Here is a 17,802-nt window from a genome sequence, read left to right on the forward strand (position 1 = left end):
TCCAGTATTTACTCTGGCGGCAGATTAGATTACCGTTAAATGTGATTTGTATTGATTTGCACACGCAATTGTAAAACCTCGGTAAAGAATTCGACCGGCACCAAGGTTTTTCCCCGGACGATTTCCGGCGGGTAGGCCAATTCAAGCTCTGTTTTTTGATTTTTGTATAAAGTGCTGCCAATGGCCAGTGACGCCACGGTCTGGTCGTTAGCCTGGAGCTCAATGCTGGCATCCTCATCAGACCAGATAACCCTATAGCCGAGGTGTTCGGCAACAATCCGCAGCGGCAGCATGACAGTGTGTTCGTCAATGCGGATGGTATCATCACTGTGTAAAGGCAGTTCCTGGTCCTGGATCACAATGACACCGGCCAGGGTGTGAACCCGGATATCATACTTGGGTTGCAGCGCCACCACCTTGGTTGCCCCGGCCTGTCCCGGCATACTCATTGTCATAACATCATACCATACCAGCAGTTCAGAGCCTTCCTTTATCTCGGCAATTGCGCCAAATACGTCAGGCCGGATAGTGATAAGGTGGTCCCGATTGCTGGAAAGCACCCGGACACTACCGTCATTGCCTGCTTCCACGCTGGCGACCTGCAGATACTTGCCGCTGCTGCTGTCACCGGTAATCAATGCCAGGGCGTAGCCCTGGGGCGGCAGGCTTTTCATCAGCCTGGGCCCATAGTAGGCAGTAACCTTGTCACCTTTTTTTAGTTCAGAAACTGGAATTTTTCTACCATTCACTCCATCCCGGATGTAGGTGTCAGGTTGAATATGGAGGACAATCTCTTCCTGGGAGCCTTTACCGGCAATCGTGACTCTGTTTTCCCAAATTGCGGTAATTTCCCCCGCGGTTGTCAATACGTTGCGCTCGGGTTGAGGCAAGGCCGGCGCGGCAGTGCCAGGCGCTGCCTGTATGATTAGGGTTAGGCTCATTAATAGGGCGATCAATAAATTTTTCATAGTTCCTCCTTTAGCCGTATCTAATATAATTAACGCCGGCACCGCTGAAAAGTAACTCTTTATTTCCGGGTCTTGCAGGAGTTTTTTCCTTGATTTTGAAATAGTAGAATAGCCAATAGTTAACTGTTTTGCCAGTTGCGAGTGTCTTGGCCATGTTATATTTTAGTTTTAGAGCGAGGCCAAATGGCAAAGGGCAAGAAAACACCGACGACGCATACTGGCAGGGGACTGCTAGGAGGGGCTAACGCCGCCATTGGCCATTTTCGCCGTCATCAAACGAAAAAGATAATGTGGTTATGACACTAGTATAAAGTGAAAGGCAGTATGAACAATGAAAAAACACATGAACTTATTTTTTCCCCAATGGCAAGGCGGCGGACAAGACCTGTCTACCTATGAGGGGGCTTTGGAATTAAAGCATAATTATTGCCAGGGAATTCAGCTGGCCGAAGTGCCAGTCGGCACTGACGCGGTTAGTGCAGCCAGGCATAACATTGTCGGGTATGACGAGATTTTTCAGCAGCTGGTACAGGCAAAAGCGTTGATTAGGCAAACCCGGCCGGCAACCATATTTACGGTCGGCGGAGGGTGTGATGCCGATGTCGCACCCATTGCGTATTTAAATGACAGGCTGAAGGGCGACCTGACAGTCTTATGGTTTGATGCCCATGGTGATATGAATACACCGGCATCTTCTGCCAGCAGGTACTTTTATGGGATGCCTTTACGGGCTCTGCTGGGGGAGGGGGAAGCAGCAATTGTAAAATTAACGCAGCCCCATTTACTGCCGGCGCAACTCGTTCTGCTGGGAGCTCGGGCTCTAGATGCCGCCGAAGAGGAATATATTACCGATCAGAATATCCGTATGTTTGGCGTGCAAGATATTGAGCAAAAGGCGGATTCGGTAATTGAGGCAGTTAAAATGAAGGGGTCTGCTAATATTTATATTCATATTGATCTGGATGTACTTGATTTCGTTGATTTCCCCCATGTTCCAGTGCCTGCGCCAGCAGGGCTGAAGAGTAATACCCTTAAAAAACTTTTACAGAAGCTTGATCAAGAATTTAAACTGGTCGGTTTGGGTCTGTTTGAATACCAGAATTCCGGGATCGAACGAATTGACTTGTTGGCGGACATTATTAAAATCGGGGCAGGGTTATAGGCGGCGACCCGGGCCGCACGCGGCCTTGTTTTGCCATGCTTCGTTGTTGTCAGCTTACATATGTCCGATATGTGCGGCCCGCGCAAGTAAGAAGAGACCCATTCCTACCGGCCTTATTAAAGCAGATCTTACTGAAGCAGTTAGTGTCCTCCGCCTCGTCTGGCGAGAGAATTCCCACGAATTCTTTTACGCTTTCAATGTAGTCGGGCCACTAGTAACGCCACTTAGTTGACAATTCAACTAAGTGGCGTTACAATATGATTAGTTGAAATATCAACTAGTTGTGCGGGGGTTTTACATGACTAAATTAACAAATGAAATTCTGCGGGAAGTGGGCATGCTGTCCCGGTGTATTCAGTCAATTAGCGATATTAAATTCCGGGAATTCAAATTACAGCGGGGCCAGTTTATTTTTTTAACCCGCATTTGTGAAAACCCGGGCATTAATTTAATTGATCTTTCCAATATCCTCAAGGTGGATAAGGCAACAACAACTAAGGCCGTACAGAAGCTGCTGGCCGAAGATTATGTATTGCGGACAAGGGACAGCTTGGACAAGCGGATGTGGCATCTGTTTCCTTCCTCAAAAGCGCAAAGAATTTACTCTTATCTTATTCAGGAAGAGAACCGGAATCTTGAAATTTGTTTACAAAGCTTTACTCAGGCAGAAAGAGACCTTGTCCAGCGATTGCTAAAAAAAATGCGTGAAAATATTGAGTTGGATTGGAAAGCGTTAAAATCTTACAATGAAGATTACGATTAATAGTATGTTAACAAGGAGGCATAATCCATTGCCAAACATTAGTATTCGCCAGTTCTCGCCGGAATTTGAGGAGGAAGTCGTTAAGTTAATCCTCCATATTCAGCAAAATGAATTCAATATTCCCATAGGCAAAGAAGATCAGCCGGATTTAAATGATATTCCCCATTTTTATCAGTCAGGCGGTGGCAATTTCTGGCTGGCCAGTTGCGGTACCGAGCTTGTAGGCACGATTGCCCTGATCGATATTGGCAATCAGCAGGGGGCGCTGAGGAAAATGTTTGTGAAAACCGCTTATAGAGGCAAGGTTTATAATACAGCAGCATTGTTGCTCGGCGAATTACTGGTCTGGGCCCGTGAACAGGAGATGCGGGAAATTTACCTGGGAACGACGGAGAAATTTTTAGCGGCCCACCGGTTTTATGAAAAAAACCGCTTTGTGCAAATCCCGCAGGAGTCATTACCCGGCCGATTTCCTGTAATGAAGGTGGATACCAGGTTTTATAAGTTTGTTGTGTAATGAAAAAGTGCAGCCTGAAAATCTTAAGGCCGATTTCAGTTTAGGCTGATGTGGTATTGAAGTAAACTAAAAAGGTAGTTCCTTCAGCACCGGTATTAATTTTAATAAGAGCATTATGCCTATGGGCTATCTGGTAACATATAGGAATACCCAGACCGGCGCCGGTATTTTTGCTAGTAATAAAAGGGGTGCCTAATTTATCAAGTATATAAGCAGGAATACCTGGCCCCTGGTCACTGACAGATAAAATAACCTGACCGGTCTCATGGGTGGTTTTAATAACCAGATTGCCTCCTGCCGGCATAGCCTCAATACTATTACGCGCCAGGTTCAACAGCAACTGGTGAATTTCATTTTCATCTACAAGCAGGTCGGGGATGGCATTAAGATCAGATATTACAGACACAGCAGCCGCAGCGGCATCGGCCTCAATCTGGGGCAATAACGCCTCAATGACCGTATTTAGGGAGCATAGCTCAAAGTTTGCAAATTTGTCCTGTGATAAAGCCAGGTATTCATTAATAATGGAATTAGCCTGGTCGATTTCCTCAAGCATTAGCTCAAACTTATTTTTATCAGGCTGATATTTTTCCTTGTTTCCCATAAGCTGTAAGTAGCCGCGCACGGTGGTCATGGGATTGCGGATTTCATGCGCGACCGTTGCGGCCATATTTCCTACCATTGTCATTCGATCTGATGCTAAATCCTTGCGGGGGGTAATATCACGGACAATACCCTGTAATGCAGCAATTTTACCATGACTATCATAAATAGCTGTGCATTTTTGCTCGATCCACAGGATTGCCTTATCTTTTCTCACCAACCGTAATGTTAGTGTTGTCTCAATCGTTTTGGGAAAATCATAGATAAAATTTTCGAGCAAGCGCCGGTCATCAGCATGTATTAAAGTAAAAACCAGCCTGTTATTATTATAATATTCTTCAGGCGTATAGCCGGTAAGCAGGTGAACCGCCGGATTAACATACTGGAGCCTGGCTGTAGGCTGGATTTGATAGAAATAGATGGTATCGGCTGCGTTTTCCGCAAGCAACCGGTATTGCGTTTCCTTAGTGATTAAATCCAGCCGGCTTTTTTCTAAAAATACTATTACCGTACTAATGGCAATTATCAGTCTCAGAATGCCGCTGGTGATAGTTATTGCGAGCGGAAAGGCTTGAATAAAAAATGGCATAGCTATAGTGAGAAGGCTCCAGAGGGTGAAGGCGACACCGGTTATGATTCGTCCCAGTCCGGTTACCTCCACCTCCCGGAGGAAAACGGCGGCTATCCAGGCCAGCACTATGCCGGCGAACCAGGTGGGCAGGATTAGGGTATAAGTAATCGGGGCCAATAATAAAAAGCATACCATACTCAATGAAGAGGCGCTGATCGCTCCATATAGCCAGAATTTGTTAAAGGTTCTGCCAATAAAGAGATAAGTGCCCCAGACAAAGGTCAGGCTACAGCCAATAAACAATAGCTGATAGAGTAAAAAATATACTATGGATTGTTTCCAGTCAAATATTCCGGAATCAAAAAATATATTGCGCATTAACAACAGGAGCCAGGCAATTGCCCAGAGGCCAATATGGCGTTCACGGTACATAAAATATAAATGAATATATATAAATATCATTGATAGTGTGCCGGCTATTGCGCTAATTATCGTTATGTAGAAAAGATCCATAAATTCTCCTGCTAATACAATTATTTACATTTTAATATACCACAAAAGTATGATTTCTCCTTTTTTTAATAAATTATAACCTGTACAATTATATAATATGGGGTATACTGCGGTATGATAAATATCTGTCACGCCTTGCAGCCGCCAATGATTATTTGCGGCGCAAAACAGACAAAGAGGTGAAATATTATGGAGATTGATAGCGACTCTGTTTCACTGGCTGCATATGAGAGCATGGCTGAATACTACTTTCACTGTGTTGATAACAAAAGCTATAATGCTTACTATGAAAGACCGGCTACCTTGTCCCTGCTGCCCGTGGTTGCAGGCAAAAAGGTAGTCGATGCAGGCTGTGCGGCCGGTTGGTACACCCAGTGGCTACTGGCAAGAGGCGCGGCCGTCACGGCCCTGGATTTCAGCCCCCGAATGATTGAGATGACCAGAAAAAGGGTCGGCGACCGGGCGGAGATCGTTCAGGCCGATTTAAACAAACCGCTTGACTTTATCGGGGATCAATCCCAGGATATCATAATTTCTTCACTGACGCTGCATTACTTAAAAGACTGGACCGGTGTAATGAGTGAATTTCACAGAATCCTGGTAAAGGAAGGAATTCTCATATTTTCTGTTCATCATCCGTTTATGGATTTTGCCGTATTTAACAAAGAAAACTATTTTCTCACTGAATTGCTGACTGACGAATGGCAAACGCCTAACGGCAGTGTGACGGTCAATTTCTACAGGCGGCCGTTAAGTGCCATTATCGCCTTTGTCCTTGAGGCAGGTTTTATAATTGAGCAACTGCAGGAGCCTCTGCCAACGGAAAAGTTTAAAGAGGAACAGCCTAAGGAGTATGAAAGGCTGCTCAAGAAACCGCACTTTTTATTTGTAAGAGCCAGGAAGCCATGAGTTGTTGTAGAATGTTGTATCCGGTTTTTGCGAGATCGCTGCTGAGTCTGGTTTGAGAGAGTGTACTACTTAACAATTTCCTGAAAAATACGATATTTAATTAAGAGAGTATTTTTTCGCGGGAGATGATTAGTAGCATGCATGGTAACGGTGTTTCGGCAGTGCCAAAAAATCAGTCCATCTACAGGCAATTGGACAATCAGACCGCCGGGGATACGGGCGGCAGCGCGAATGGCTGGAAGTATCTTACTGTTCGGGAAGGCGGTAAGATATACACTTATATAGTTATCGGTAAAAACATGCGGATTCTAATTGGCGAGAGCACGGAAAAAAAGACGGAAGCTAAGGACAAAAAAACGGCGGACGGCCAGAAGGCCGGGGGACCGGACCAAATGGAAGGGAACGGCAATAATGGTGCGTTGGCCAGCCCGGCTCAGCCGGTAGCGGCCAATGACAGCGACGAGAGTACAAGGGAGTCCGTCAAAACCAGCTTTTTAACAGATACCACCATGTTGGCCCTTACAGGTTACTATCAGAAAAAAATGCGGGAAACGATAAAAAACCTGGGAGAAAATCTGGGCAACGCAAAAGTTGCTGAGATTGGAACAGCCGCATATGGCGGCAAAAAGACAAATGAATAGCGGCCAAACCTAGTTCTTCGGAGAGCTGCCCCAAACAGATGCCGGGCAGTTCTTTTTTTGCATAAAAAGGCTGTCGTTGTCCCTGTTTTTAGGCGGCACCAGTTATGAATTTTGGATGTTGCTTTGTTTTTATCGGATAGACAACCTGCCTAAGTGTAGTTATGATTAAAATGTTAGAAAACTTTTAATTCGATTTATGTAAATTAAGGAGGAGAAGTGTGTGAAGGGTTTCAAAAAGGCAGTACCGGTTTTGCTTGCTATGTCTTTGCTGGGGTCGATCCTTACTGGCTGTGGCTCAAATACAGCGGAAAAATCAAAATCATCAGCCGCACCGGAAGAAAAGGTCTTAACTGTTTATACTGCCCGCAGTGAAAGTCTCAACAATCTTGTAATTCCCAACTTCGAAAAGGACACCGGCATTAAGGTGCAGGTGATTGTGGCCGGTACAGGCCCGCTGGTAAAACGGGTTGCTTCAGAAAAAAACAACCCCCAGGGCGATATTTTGTGGGCTGCCGACCAAACAATGCTGGAGTCCCAGAAGGATTTATTTATGCAGTATGTTTCCCCGGAAGATGCTAATATGATGGAGGCGTTTAAAAATAAATCCGGTTATTTTTCAGCCGCTTTTGCCGACCCCACAGTGTTTATCGTTAATACCAACTTGGCAGGCGATGTCAAGATTGATAGCTTTGCCGACCTTCTCAATCCGGCGTTGAGAGGAAAAATCGCCTTTGGTGATCCAGCTAATTCCAGTTCCGCTTTCCAATCATTGATGGCGATGCTGTACGGCATGGGTAAAGATGGCGATCCGATGTCAGACGAGGCCTGGGCTTTTGTCGATAAATTCATTGCCAACCTGAATGGCAAGATGCTTAACAGCTCCGGCGGCGTGCATAAAGGGGTTGCCGACGGCGAATATACCGTAGGCTTAACCTGGGAAGACCCGGCGGCGAATTATGTGAAAAACGGAGCGCCCGTTAAGGTTGTATTCCCGCGGGAAGGGGCTATTTTCCCCGGTGAATCGGTGCAAATCATCAAGGGCTGCAAACATCCAGAGAACGCCAAGAAATTTGTAGACTATATGCTGTCACAAAAGGTTCAGGAACAGGCCGGCAAAGAACTGACTGTTCGCCCGCTGCGCAAGAATGTGGAACTTGCCGGCTATATGACGCCGATGGCGTCCATCAAGCTTTTCAGTAATTATGACGAAGCTTGGGTTGCTAACAATAAGAACGCCATTACCGCGAAATGGAATCAACATCTCGAAAAAACTATAAAGTAATCGCCTTCTTAGTCATGATAAAGTATAAGCGCTAATACGAAGGGCCATTGCGACTAACGTTTAAGGCAATGGCCTTTTTTCCATAACCTGAAGCGGCAGTGACCACAACCTGAAGCCGGTGCAGGATTTTTAAAGGAGGATCAGGATGAGCGTTTCGATAGATATTGAGAATGTAGTTAAGAAATATGGCAACGATACGATCATTAACGGGTTATCGCTGAATATCCAGCCAGGCGAGTTTTTTACCCTTTTGGGGCCTTCCGGCTGTGGGAAGACCACGCTGTTGCGGATGATTATCGGCTTTAATTCGATAGAGGGCGGGCTGATAAAAGTCGGCGGCCGGATCGTTAACGACATCCCCCCCAACAAGCGCAATATGGGTATGGTTTTCCAAAACTATGCGATTTTTCCGCACATGTCGGTAAAGGATAATGTCGCTTTTGGGTTGAGAATGCGGGCGCTTCCGGAGCCGAATATTGAAAAGCAGGTTGATGAGATCTTAAAAATTGTTAAGATCGATCATCTCAAGGAACGCATGCCGGCAAAGCTTTCCGGCGGCCAGCAGCAGCGCGTGGCCTTGGCAAGGGCAATTGTCATCCATCCGGAGGTTTTGTTAATGGATGAGCCACTGTCCAATCTGGATGCCAAATTGCGGGTAGAGATGCGTAATGCCATCAAAAACATTCAGCGTCAGATTAACATTACAACCGTGTATGTCACCCATGATCAGGAAGAGGCGCTTGCGATTTCCGATAGAATAGCGGTTATGCATAACGGCGTTATTCAGCAGATTGACAGACCGAAAAATATTTATCAGCGCCCGGCCAATATTTTCGTATCTTCCTTTATCGGTCTCTCCAATATCCTTGAGGCCAGGCTTGTCCGGCCTAAGGACGGCAGCGTTCTGGTTGCATTTAATAATGATTACCAGGTCGTGATGGAGAATATCAGCGAGGCGGTAGCTGACGGGCAGACGGTTTTGGTGTCGGTGCGGCCGGAAGAATTCCGGATCAATACAAACGGCGAAGGCTTGCCGGCTATTATTAAAAGCAGCGTATTTCTGGGCCTGAATACCCATTACTTCGTCAAAATGGCAAATGGCCGGGAATATGAAGTCATTGAGGACCAGGGAGGCCAGGAGATAATTGCCGACGGCACCACCGTTTTCCTCACGGTAAAGCGGCAGAAGATCAACGTATTTGACAATGAAAGTAAAAACACATTGATTAAGGGTGGGAAGCAATGAAATACGCCAGTGAAAAACGCTTTTCCCTGTGGACTTCTTTCAGCCTGATCATTCTGGCCGTATTTCTGCTCTTTATTATTTATCCCCTCGTCTTAGTGCTGTGCAAGAGCGTCATTGACCCCCTTTCGGGGAGCTTTACCCTCGAGTATTTAACCAAGTTCTTTACCAAAAAGTTTTACTGGAGCACAATGGTAAACAGCCTCAAGGTAACAGCCTGTGCCACTTTGCTGGCCGCGCTGCTCGGCCTGCCCATGGCCTATGTGATGCGCAGTGTAAAAATCAGGGGGAGCGGCCTATTGGATATTCTGATTGTAATTTCCTATCTGTCGCCGCCCTTCATTGGCGCTTATGCCTGGATTCAGCTGCTTGGCCGCAACGGTATGGTGACAAATCTGCTTAATGAGCTTTTCGGCCTTACCTTTGACGGTATTTATGGCTTTACTGGCATTGTTCTTGTATTTACGCTCCAGTCTTTTCCGCTTGTGTACATGTACGTTTCCGGAGCACTGAAAAGCCTGGATAATTCTCTGAACGAAGCGGCTGAAAGCCTTGGCTGCGGCCGGTTTGCGCGGCTTGCCAGGATTATTGTCCCTCTCATCATGCCCACTTTGCTGGCTAGTTCCCTGCTTGTTTTTATGCGTGTTTTTGCTGATTTTGGGACACCGATGCTGATTGGCGAAGGCTTTAAGACCATGCCGGTACTCATTTACACGCAATTTATGAGTGAAGTCGGGGGCGATGACGGTTTTGCCGCCGCCTTATGTGTAATCATCATTATGATGACCCTGCTGCTGTTTTTTGTGCAGCGTTTTTGGGCGAACCGCAATACTTATGCGATGACGGCGCTCAAACCATTAATGGCCGAGCCGCTTACCGGGGTGAAAAATGTGCTGTCCCATGCCTTTGTCTACCTGGTGGTGGGCCTGGCTATTTTACCGCAGGTAGTGGTTATCTATACTTCGTTCCTAAGAAGCAATGGCGGGCAGGTATTTACCGGCGGCTTTGGCTGGCAAAGCTATGAGGCGACCTTATTGGCCAAAGATAATGATGTCATCTGGAATACCTATATCCTTGGCATTATCAGTATCACGATCATCGTCCTGTTCGGAATTCTGATTTCCTATCTGACGGTACGCAAGAAAAACCTGTTAAACAGTACGCTGGACACGATTACTATGTTTCCTTATATCGTGCCCGGCTCCGTGCTGGGAATCGCCTTCCTGTTCGCCTTTAATAATCCGCCTGTTCTCCTGAGCGGGACGGCACTGATTATGATCATTGCCTTTGCCATCCGCCGGCTGCCGTATACAGTACGGTCCAGCACCGCCATTATCGGCCAGATCAGCCCCAGTGTGGAAGAAGCGGCCATTTCGCTGGGTGCCTCGGAACTGAAAACCTTCACCAAAGTGACTGTGCCGATGATGCTGCCTGGTGTTTTCGCCGGGGCGATTATGAGCTGGGTAACGATTATCAGCGAGCTGAGCTCCTCCATTATTTTGTATACCAACAGCACCCAGACACTCACCATTGCCATCTACACGGAGGTTATCCGCGGTAACTACGGCAATGCATCAGCTTATTCCACGATTCTTACCATTACCTCGATTCTTTCCTTGCTCATATTTTACAGGCTGACCGGCAAACGGGACATTAGTCTGTAAAATACTTGACTACCGACAGGGTTTCAGTAGTGGAACCCTGTTTTACATGTTCAGGAGTACCGGGTTTCCGGTCATGTGTAAGAATGCCTAGATCCTAAAAGGCACAGAGTATCTGCCGGCGGCCGGCGGGGCTTGGCATAAGTCCCGTCTTTTCTTATAATGAGAGCAGGACTGGCTGACTGATTACTAAGTACAGGAAGATGGGAAAAGCATGGGAAAAGCCGTAACTTTCAAAGAATATATGAAGAGCGTATTTGTCCGCTATACAGTTGTCCTGATTGGCGTGATGTTCACCCTGTTCATTGCTGTTATGCTGCTGAATTACCGTCTGTTTGTCGTGAAAGCAAACGCTGATTGCAATCAGCAGGTAAGCAGCCTGTTGGCTGAGCAGTGGTCTGCCTATCAAAATGGCATCAGGGCTTTAGCGGACGATGCAGCACTAAAAAGAGCTCTTTTGACACAGGATAATCTGCGTGAGGTCAATCAGCTATTATACGGGTTTTCCCTGGGCCAGAAACTTAAGGCCAATTTTGTATTGCTAAATCCGGCAGGCGGCATTGTTGCCACCAATCTCTATAAGCCCAATCAATTGCTTTTTTCGGCGAACAGAACAGTACAGGCAACGTTAGGCCGGTTGGCTGCTGATACCGGGATGACCTATAGCGGCGTGATCCCGCTGCCCTTTGCGCATGGTCAGAAATCTGCCTTAACTTTCATACAAGCGGTGCGAGATCAGGATAAGCTTGCAGGTTATCTGGCCTTTAGCCTGCAGGAAGATAGTCTTGGCATTTTTATGCGCAACCGGGATGCCGATATTATTGTCGTAACCGATGCTTTTAATAATGTCATTTTTTCTACTAACAGCCTGATGATCGATTCGTTTGGCAAGTATATGGAAGGCCCGGAGCGTGAATCTGCCATTGTTATTGATGAAAAGCCGTATGATGTCACGACGTCTACTTTGCCGGCGAGCAATATGCGGGTCATTACTATGATTTCTGTTGCCAAGCAGCAACAGATTGTTCTGTTTGGCGGCTTGTTCCTTTTTGGTATCAGCGGAATACTGTTGCTGCTGCTGCGTTTTTTGGCGGAGAAGGTAACGGCCAGACATCTCGGTTCTATTGACGAATTGCTTTATGCTGTTAATGAATGCCGGCAAGGCAATATCAATTACCGGATTAAGTCCCAGACCTTTGAGGAGTTTCAGATGCTGTATGACAATTATAACGGCATGATGGTCAGGGTTCAGCAGTTGCTGCAGAGCAATAACGAAATGGCTGAACGGAAGCGCCTGATGGAGGTAAAACACCTGAAGGAACAGTTTAATCCCCACTTTGCCTTTAATGTTATGGAGGCGCTGCGTTATGAAATTCTGATCAACCCGGACCAGGCCGCCAAAATGGTAGTTGCCTTTGCTAATCTTATGCGGTACAGTATTAATTTAGGCAGTACCCACGTATCACTAAAAACCGATATCGGCTATGTGCAGGATTATCTTCTGCTACAAAAAATGCGGCATAATCAGCGCTTAGAATATAGTATTGACATGGAAGACTTCATCCTGGCCTGTAAGGTGCCCAAACTGCTCATCCAACCCATAGTGGAAAACAGTATTGTTCATGGATTGGAAAAGGCCAAAAAAATTACCATTGCCATTACCGGCCGTATGTTCAATAGTCAGCTCGTGCTCTGCGTCGAAGACGACGGCCCCGGTCTTGACCAGGAACAGCTTGTCAGGCTGCAGGCTGTGCTTAATGATGATAACGCGACCCCCCGGCGCATCGGTTTGTATAATGTTCACCGGGTAGTACAGTTGTTGTACGGGCCAGCATTCGGCCTCACCTTAGAGTCCGCCGGCCAGGGGATGAAGGTGCTGCTTAAGCTGCCGCTTATACTGGAGAATGACAATGTATAGGGTTTTGGTTGTAGAAGATGAGGACATCATCCGGAAAGGTCTTATTTTTATGGTCGACTGGCTGAAAGTAAACTGCATTGTTGCCGGCGAAGCGACAGATGGTGAAGAGGGGCTGGCGAAGATAAAGGAAATCCGCCCGGATATTGTAATCACTGATGTAAAAATGCCAGGCAAAGACGGTTTGAAAATGCTGGAGGAAAGCATTGGCGAATACCAGTATGAGGCAATTATTATATCAGGTTATAGCGAATTCGAATATGCAAAAAAGGCGATCACGCTGCATGTCACCGAATATCTGCTTAAACCGGTCGATTTTGAACACCTTTACAAGACGATCGAGAAATTGACTAATAAAATTGAAAACAACAGAAAAGTACGAAATTACCTGCAGGAGCTTGACCGGATATCTGCGGATAAAAGCATGGATATCCATATCTCTTATACCGATAAGAGCAAATATACCGTCAAAATGCTTGAGTATATTAAATTATATTATTCTCAGAAAATATCAATCAACGATCTCAGCGAGAGGCATGGTATTTCCAGCACCTATCTAAATACCAAGTTTAAAAAAGAAACCAATTATACCTTTAACGACTTTTTGAACCGATACCGTGTCCTGCAGGCAGTAGAACTCCTTAAGCAGAATAGATTGAAGATATATGAAATTGCTGAAAACGTAGGTTTTCAGGATTATAAGTACTTCATCCTGGTTTTCAAAAAATATATTGGCTGCTCGCCCCGCCGGTTTAGGGAGGCCATGGGGGCAAACTGGGATTATGAAAACAGTGATCAATAGAAGAATAGATGCCAAGATATCATCACCGGTCCTTCGGCTTATGGGCAAAGACGAGGGGCCGGTGATGATTTAATTATTGATATTTTTTGTTACTTAATTTTTATTCGGTTTATTTGTTATTCTTCTGCATAGTTGGCTGCCCAGTATTTGTTTCTTTCAGCCATTTTAAAAAAACAAATTGTTAACAATTCACATAATAAATCATATGATATTGTAATTAAGTCTACTAAACTTGAGTGATACTTCATTTATTATTGTGATGGAGGGATAATGTGGATACCATAGGTTTACAGCTCACGCGACAGTTGGGCGGAGTGGTCAACACGAATGCCAATGTAATTTTTGATACTATATTGGATAGTTTCGGGCTGGTAAGTTATGATCCAGCTACAGGTACTATAACTATTAACAAAGAGGGGCGGTATCTTGTCAATTGGTGGGTGGCAACCCAGTCCACGCTGGGAAGCATTGGTATAAGCTTTGCTATTGTTACCTCGCAGGGAGATGAAATTTCAGGGGAAACCCCCTTGAAAACAGGTGAAGTTGTCGGTTTTGCATTGCTACAGGTTGAAAGCGTACCAATCACATTAAGCTTGGTTAACAGAACTGTCAATTCTGTGTCTTACTCGACATTAGTAACCAATAAAGCATATTTGACAATAGTTGAAGTTCCGGAAGAAACAGGCGTCACTGGCGCTACCGGTGATACCGGAGCTACCGGGGCAACCGGTGACACTGGAGCTACAGGCGCTACTGGGGCAACAGGCGACACCGGGGCAACAGGTGACACCGGCGCTACAGGCGCTACCGGGGCCACAGGTGATACCGGGGCAACAGGTGATACCGGAGCCACAGGTGATACCGGAACCACAGGTACTACCGGGGCCACAGGCGACACAGGAGCCACAGGTGATACCGGGGCCACAGGTGATACCGGAGCAACAGGCGTTACCGGGGCCACAGGCGACACTGGAGCAACAGGAGCTACCGGGGCCACAGGCGACACTGGAGCAACAGGAGCTACCGGGGCCACAGGCGACACTGGAGCAACAGGCGTTACCGGGGCCACAGGCGATACCGGAGCCACAGGCGTTACCGGGGCCACAGGCGATACCGGAGTCACAGGTGACACCGGAGCAACAGGCGATACGGGGGCTACCGGTGATATCGGAGCTACCGGGGCTACAGGACCTACCGGGGCCACGGGTGACACAGGACCTACCGGGGCCACGGGTGACACAGGCGTTACCGGGGCCACAGGTGATACGGGACCTACCGGGGCCACGGGTGACACAGGACCTACCGGGGCCACAGGTGACACAGGACCTACCGGGGCCACGGGTGATACGGGACCTACCGGGGCCACGGGCGCTACAGGGGACACTGGGCCTGCCGGGGCCGGTTTAGGCGGGGCTGTAGAATTTGATTTAGCCACTTCGCCAACCTATCCTGAAAATCAAGTAGTAACCTATAATGGCAGTACCTTTATGGTAACAACGGCTTCGCCGTCAGGGACACCGGATGCCTCGCCGGACTATATGCTGCTGGCCGGGGCGGGAGCCACCGGCGAAACAGGTGTTGCCGGGGCTACCGGAGTGGGTATGGAAGGGGTTGTGGAATTTGACCCCGTCACGTCACCCACCTATCCTGTAGGTCAGGTGGTAACGTACAATGGCAGTACCTTTATGGTAATAACGGCCCCGCCGTCAGGCACGCCTGATACCTCGCCGGACTATATACTGCTGGCCGGAGCAGGAGCCACCGGTGATATCGGAGCTACAGGCGCTACCGGAGCCACAGGTGTAACCGGCCCCAATGTAGCTGAAGAAGGATTTTCCGCGTTCCTTCCTGCAATTGCGCTTTCTGGAAGCTCGCAACTAGGTGCTTGGACTGTCACTTCGCCTTATTTTGATAGCGTTAACTTTGACGAAACGACAGGAACCTACACAGTTCCGGCTACCGGAGTTTACTCTATTCAAGCAACCATAAACTATTCTACCACGGCCGCGATTGGCGTTTCTCTTGGGGCAGGTATTAACCCCTCCTTTGTAGTTCGGAGAACTAGTCCGACAACAACAGATTTAATTAGTGGATTGTTTCCCTTATTAAATGTTAATATAGCGCTGGTATTAACATTGAGAACAATACTAGGTAATGGTACAGTTACAATAGCCGGAGAAGTTGAATTGAACGCAGGTGATGTTATCGGTCTGTTCTATGTTTCAGATGGCTTGACCATTTCTATTGACATCGGCGGCGCTACGACAGGGACTGTATGGTCTGTCTATAGATTGACTTAACGCCGTTACGAGCTGAGAACCACCCAACAACGGCAATCGCTTTGCTCCGTTTTGGCTCACCGCCTGCCGGGGCAGGAGATATCAGATGCGCCTGGCTGCCGATTACGGCTTAGCCAGGCGCACTGTATTATCCATGCGGTCTGCATTGCTATAATAAGACTTCTGTCGTCCTAGGGAAATGGCAGGAGTTTCTTATCCTTACATTGAAATTTGAAGAGAGTGTGTTTGTAACCACAGGCGATTCTATGCATAAGTTTTTTACACAGAAGACCGGGACGGAGGCATAATTTTATGGCGGATATTTTCCGGGACTATAGAGGCATTCAGTGTTTATCAATATAGTTCTGTAACTGGACATGCCACTGCACGGTATCATATATTTGCGGCTCAGTTGTTTCTTTCAGCAGGAGATCAAGCAAATAGCGCGGTGTTTTGCCACCAATATACATTGCTTTGATACAGGAAATACAGTAAACGCAAACGGCCTCGCAAGGCATTGAAACTGCTCGGGCTTGCATTTTTTTATGAACCTTGTCCACTGGCAGCGCCGGATAAAAATTGTCGCCACAGCATATGGACTGAGTACCGTAACACTTTGTTTCCACAACATCAATATTCATTTTTTTTAACAGATTTCGAACAGCCTGATGTACTTGCGGTTTTTCCCGTACAGGACAGGCATCGTGTACCGACACCTGCAAACCTTGGTAGTCTGGATATTGAAATGCATCCAAGCCATCAAGCACTTCCCATAAAGAGATTGTGGATATGCCGTCATATAAGCTTCTGAAACGCCTGTCACAGCCGGCACATACATTAATAATCAACGAGCCTGCCTCTAGCTGTGGTTCATGGCGGCAGCATATCTTATGCAGTGCAGTCAGCCCGTAGTTTTCATTTAAAAACTTTACTATTTTATTCTCGATTTCAGGCTTATAAATGCTTAAGGCGCAACCTGGATTAAAATATGTTTTTTTCTTTATTGTCATATTCAGAGCTCCCTCAATTTATAGCTTAATTATAACGGTGGAAAGACGAAAAATCTTCCCGATTTTGGAGTTTTAATTTCAGTACACTCTCAAGGCTGAGAATTAGAAAGTTTAATAAATCTTAACAGGTTGCTTTGAGTGGATTCTGATTATGTTTTAAATAAAAATAGACAGCGGTCAATTTTTCGGGGCTAATGCTTTAGGTAGCCTGTACTATGTAGGAAAAGGAGAGACGTAATGGCCAAGCGTTTTTATGCTGTAAAAATTGGTCGTGTCCCGGGCATTTACCGGACATGGGAAGAGTGCAAGGCACAGGTTGATGGATATCCGGGAGCTGGTTTTAAAGGCTTTGCGACTGAAGCGGAGGCCAGGGGCTTTCTTGCCGGACCTTCGCAGACCAGTGCGATTCTTGCTGAAAAGTCAAAAAAACGTAAAGTTGATAAGGCGATTCCGCCACCGGCTCCAGCTCAGCCGCAAAAAGAATATGACGAAGGTAAAATGATTATTTACACAGACGGTTCCTGCTTACAGAATCCGGGTGGTCCTGGCGGGTATGCTGCGGTTATCCAGGTGGGTAAATCTGTTAAGGAATTGGTTGGTGCGGAGTTATCAACTACTAACAACCGCATGGAAATGCAGGCTGCTATTGAGGCCCTGCGATTCTTTGACCAGCCGGCTGACATCATTTTGCATACTGACAGTCAATATTTACGCAAAGGGTTTGCCGAAGGCTGGGTCGAAAAGTGGAAAAGGACGGGCTGGATCACGAAAGCGGGTACACCGGTGCTTAATAAAGAACTGTGGCAGGAGCTTGACCGGTTAAACAGTATTCACAGGGTAGTGTGGAGATGGGTAAAAGGACATCATGGCAACCCCATGAATGAACGCTGTGACGAGTTGGCAGTCGGCGCGGCGATGAACGAAGCTGAAAAAAACGGCTGGCAGGGTAAGAAGCGGGGCTAA

The 17,802-nt window shown here is 46.8% G+C and carries 15 protein-coding genes; 12 read left to right on the forward strand and 3 right to left on the reverse strand.

Annotation, left to right across the window (positions count from 1 at the left end):
* Nucleotides 1-35 precede the first annotated feature (35 nt).
* Nucleotides 36-968 carry a copper amine oxidase N-terminal domain-containing protein gene (locus ACZ481_RS06925; protein ID WP_464769432.1) on the reverse strand — a complete coding sequence of 311 codons (933 nt, stop codon included), beginning with the start codon at nucleotides 966-968 and terminating at the stop codon, nucleotides 36-38.
* Between the two features lie 343 nt (nucleotides 969-1,311).
* Here ACZ481_RS06925 and ACZ481_RS06930 point away from each other — a divergent pair, with 343 nt between their 5' ends.
* The 3 genes from ACZ481_RS06930 to ACZ481_RS06940 all read left to right on the forward strand — a co-directional run bounded on the left by ACZ481_RS06930 (nucleotide 1,312) and on the right by ACZ481_RS06940 (nucleotide 3,410).
* Nucleotides 1,312-2,130, forward strand: coding sequence for an arginase family protein (locus tag ACZ481_RS06930; protein ID WP_464769433.1), 819 nt, complete (start codon nucleotides 1,312-1,314; stop codon nucleotides 2,128-2,130).
* Nucleotides 2,131-2,428: 298 nt separating this feature from the next.
* Complete coding sequence (locus tag ACZ481_RS06935) at nucleotides 2,429-2,893, forward strand: MarR family winged helix-turn-helix transcriptional regulator (protein ID WP_464769434.1); 465 nt, start codon at nucleotides 2,429-2,431, stop codon at nucleotides 2,891-2,893.
* A gap of 28 nt (nucleotides 2,894-2,921) precedes the next feature.
* Nucleotides 2,922-3,410 (forward strand): GNAT family N-acetyltransferase, encoded by a 489-nt coding sequence (locus tag ACZ481_RS06940; protein ID WP_464769435.1) that lies wholly within the window; start codon nucleotides 2,922-2,924, stop codon nucleotides 3,408-3,410.
* 40 nt (nucleotides 3,411-3,450) lie between these two features.
* Here ACZ481_RS06940 and ACZ481_RS06945 read toward each other — a convergent pair whose 3' ends face one another.
* Nucleotides 3,451-5,016, reverse strand: a complete 1,566-nt coding sequence (locus ACZ481_RS06945; protein WP_464769436.1) for an ATP-binding protein — start codon at nucleotides 5,014-5,016, stop codon at nucleotides 3,451-3,453.
* Nucleotides 5,017-5,286: 270 nt separating this feature from the next.
* Between ACZ481_RS06945 and ACZ481_RS06950 the strand changes: the two genes are divergently transcribed.
* From ACZ481_RS06950 to ACZ481_RS06985, 8 genes are all read left to right on the forward strand, one after another.
* On the forward strand, nucleotides 5,287-6,006 hold the full coding sequence (locus ACZ481_RS06950) for a class I SAM-dependent methyltransferase (RefSeq protein WP_464769437.1): 720 nt from the start codon (nucleotides 5,287-5,289) through the stop codon (nucleotides 6,004-6,006).
* Nucleotides 6,007-6,143: 137 nt separating this feature from the next.
* Nucleotides 6,144-6,647, forward strand: coding sequence for a hypothetical protein (locus ACZ481_RS06955; protein WP_464769438.1), 504 nt, complete (start codon nucleotides 6,144-6,146; stop codon nucleotides 6,645-6,647).
* A 220-nt stretch (nucleotides 6,648-6,867) separates the two neighbouring features.
* Nucleotides 6,868-7,929, forward strand: a complete 1,062-nt coding sequence (locus ACZ481_RS06960; RefSeq protein ID WP_464769439.1) for an extracellular solute-binding protein — start codon at nucleotides 6,868-6,870, stop codon at nucleotides 7,927-7,929.
* 145 nt (nucleotides 7,930-8,074) lie between these two features.
* Nucleotides 8,075-9,175: an ABC transporter ATP-binding protein gene (locus tag ACZ481_RS06965; protein WP_464769440.1), complete on the forward strand. Its 1,101-nt coding sequence runs from the start codon at nucleotides 8,075-8,077 to the stop codon at nucleotides 9,173-9,175.
* Nucleotides 9,172-10,836: an ABC transporter permease gene (locus ACZ481_RS06970; protein WP_464769441.1), complete on the forward strand. Its 1,665-nt coding sequence runs from the start codon at nucleotides 9,172-9,174 to the stop codon at nucleotides 10,834-10,836. The genes ACZ481_RS06965 and ACZ481_RS06970 overlap by 4 nt, the downstream gene beginning before the upstream one ends.
* Before the next feature lie 211 nt (nucleotides 10,837-11,047).
* Nucleotides 11,048-12,751, forward strand: coding sequence for a sensor histidine kinase (locus ACZ481_RS06975; RefSeq protein ID WP_464769442.1), 1,704 nt, complete (start codon nucleotides 11,048-11,050; stop codon nucleotides 12,749-12,751).
* Nucleotides 12,744-13,550: a response regulator transcription factor gene (locus ACZ481_RS06980; protein ID WP_464769443.1), complete on the forward strand. Its 807-nt coding sequence runs from the start codon at nucleotides 12,744-12,746 to the stop codon at nucleotides 13,548-13,550. The genes ACZ481_RS06975 and ACZ481_RS06980 overlap by 8 nt, the downstream gene beginning before the upstream one ends.
* Before the next feature lie 272 nt (nucleotides 13,551-13,822).
* Nucleotides 13,823-15,850 (forward strand): hypothetical protein, encoded by a 2,028-nt coding sequence (locus ACZ481_RS06985; protein WP_464769444.1) that lies wholly within the window; start codon nucleotides 13,823-13,825, stop codon nucleotides 15,848-15,850.
* Nucleotides 15,851-16,173: 323 nt separating this feature from the next.
* Here ACZ481_RS06985 and ACZ481_RS06990 read toward each other — a convergent pair whose 3' ends face one another.
* Nucleotides 16,174-16,839, reverse strand: a complete 666-nt coding sequence (locus ACZ481_RS06990) for a hypothetical protein (protein WP_464769445.1) — start codon at nucleotides 16,837-16,839, stop codon at nucleotides 16,174-16,176.
* 237 nt (nucleotides 16,840-17,076) lie between these two features.
* Between ACZ481_RS06990 and rnhA the strand changes: the two genes are divergently transcribed.
* Nucleotides 17,077-17,802: a ribonuclease HI gene (rnhA, locus tag ACZ481_RS06995; protein ID WP_464769446.1), complete on the forward strand. Its 726-nt coding sequence runs from the start codon at nucleotides 17,077-17,079 to the stop codon at nucleotides 17,800-17,802.

It is taken from the genome of Sporomusa intestinalis (assembly GCF_055383785.1).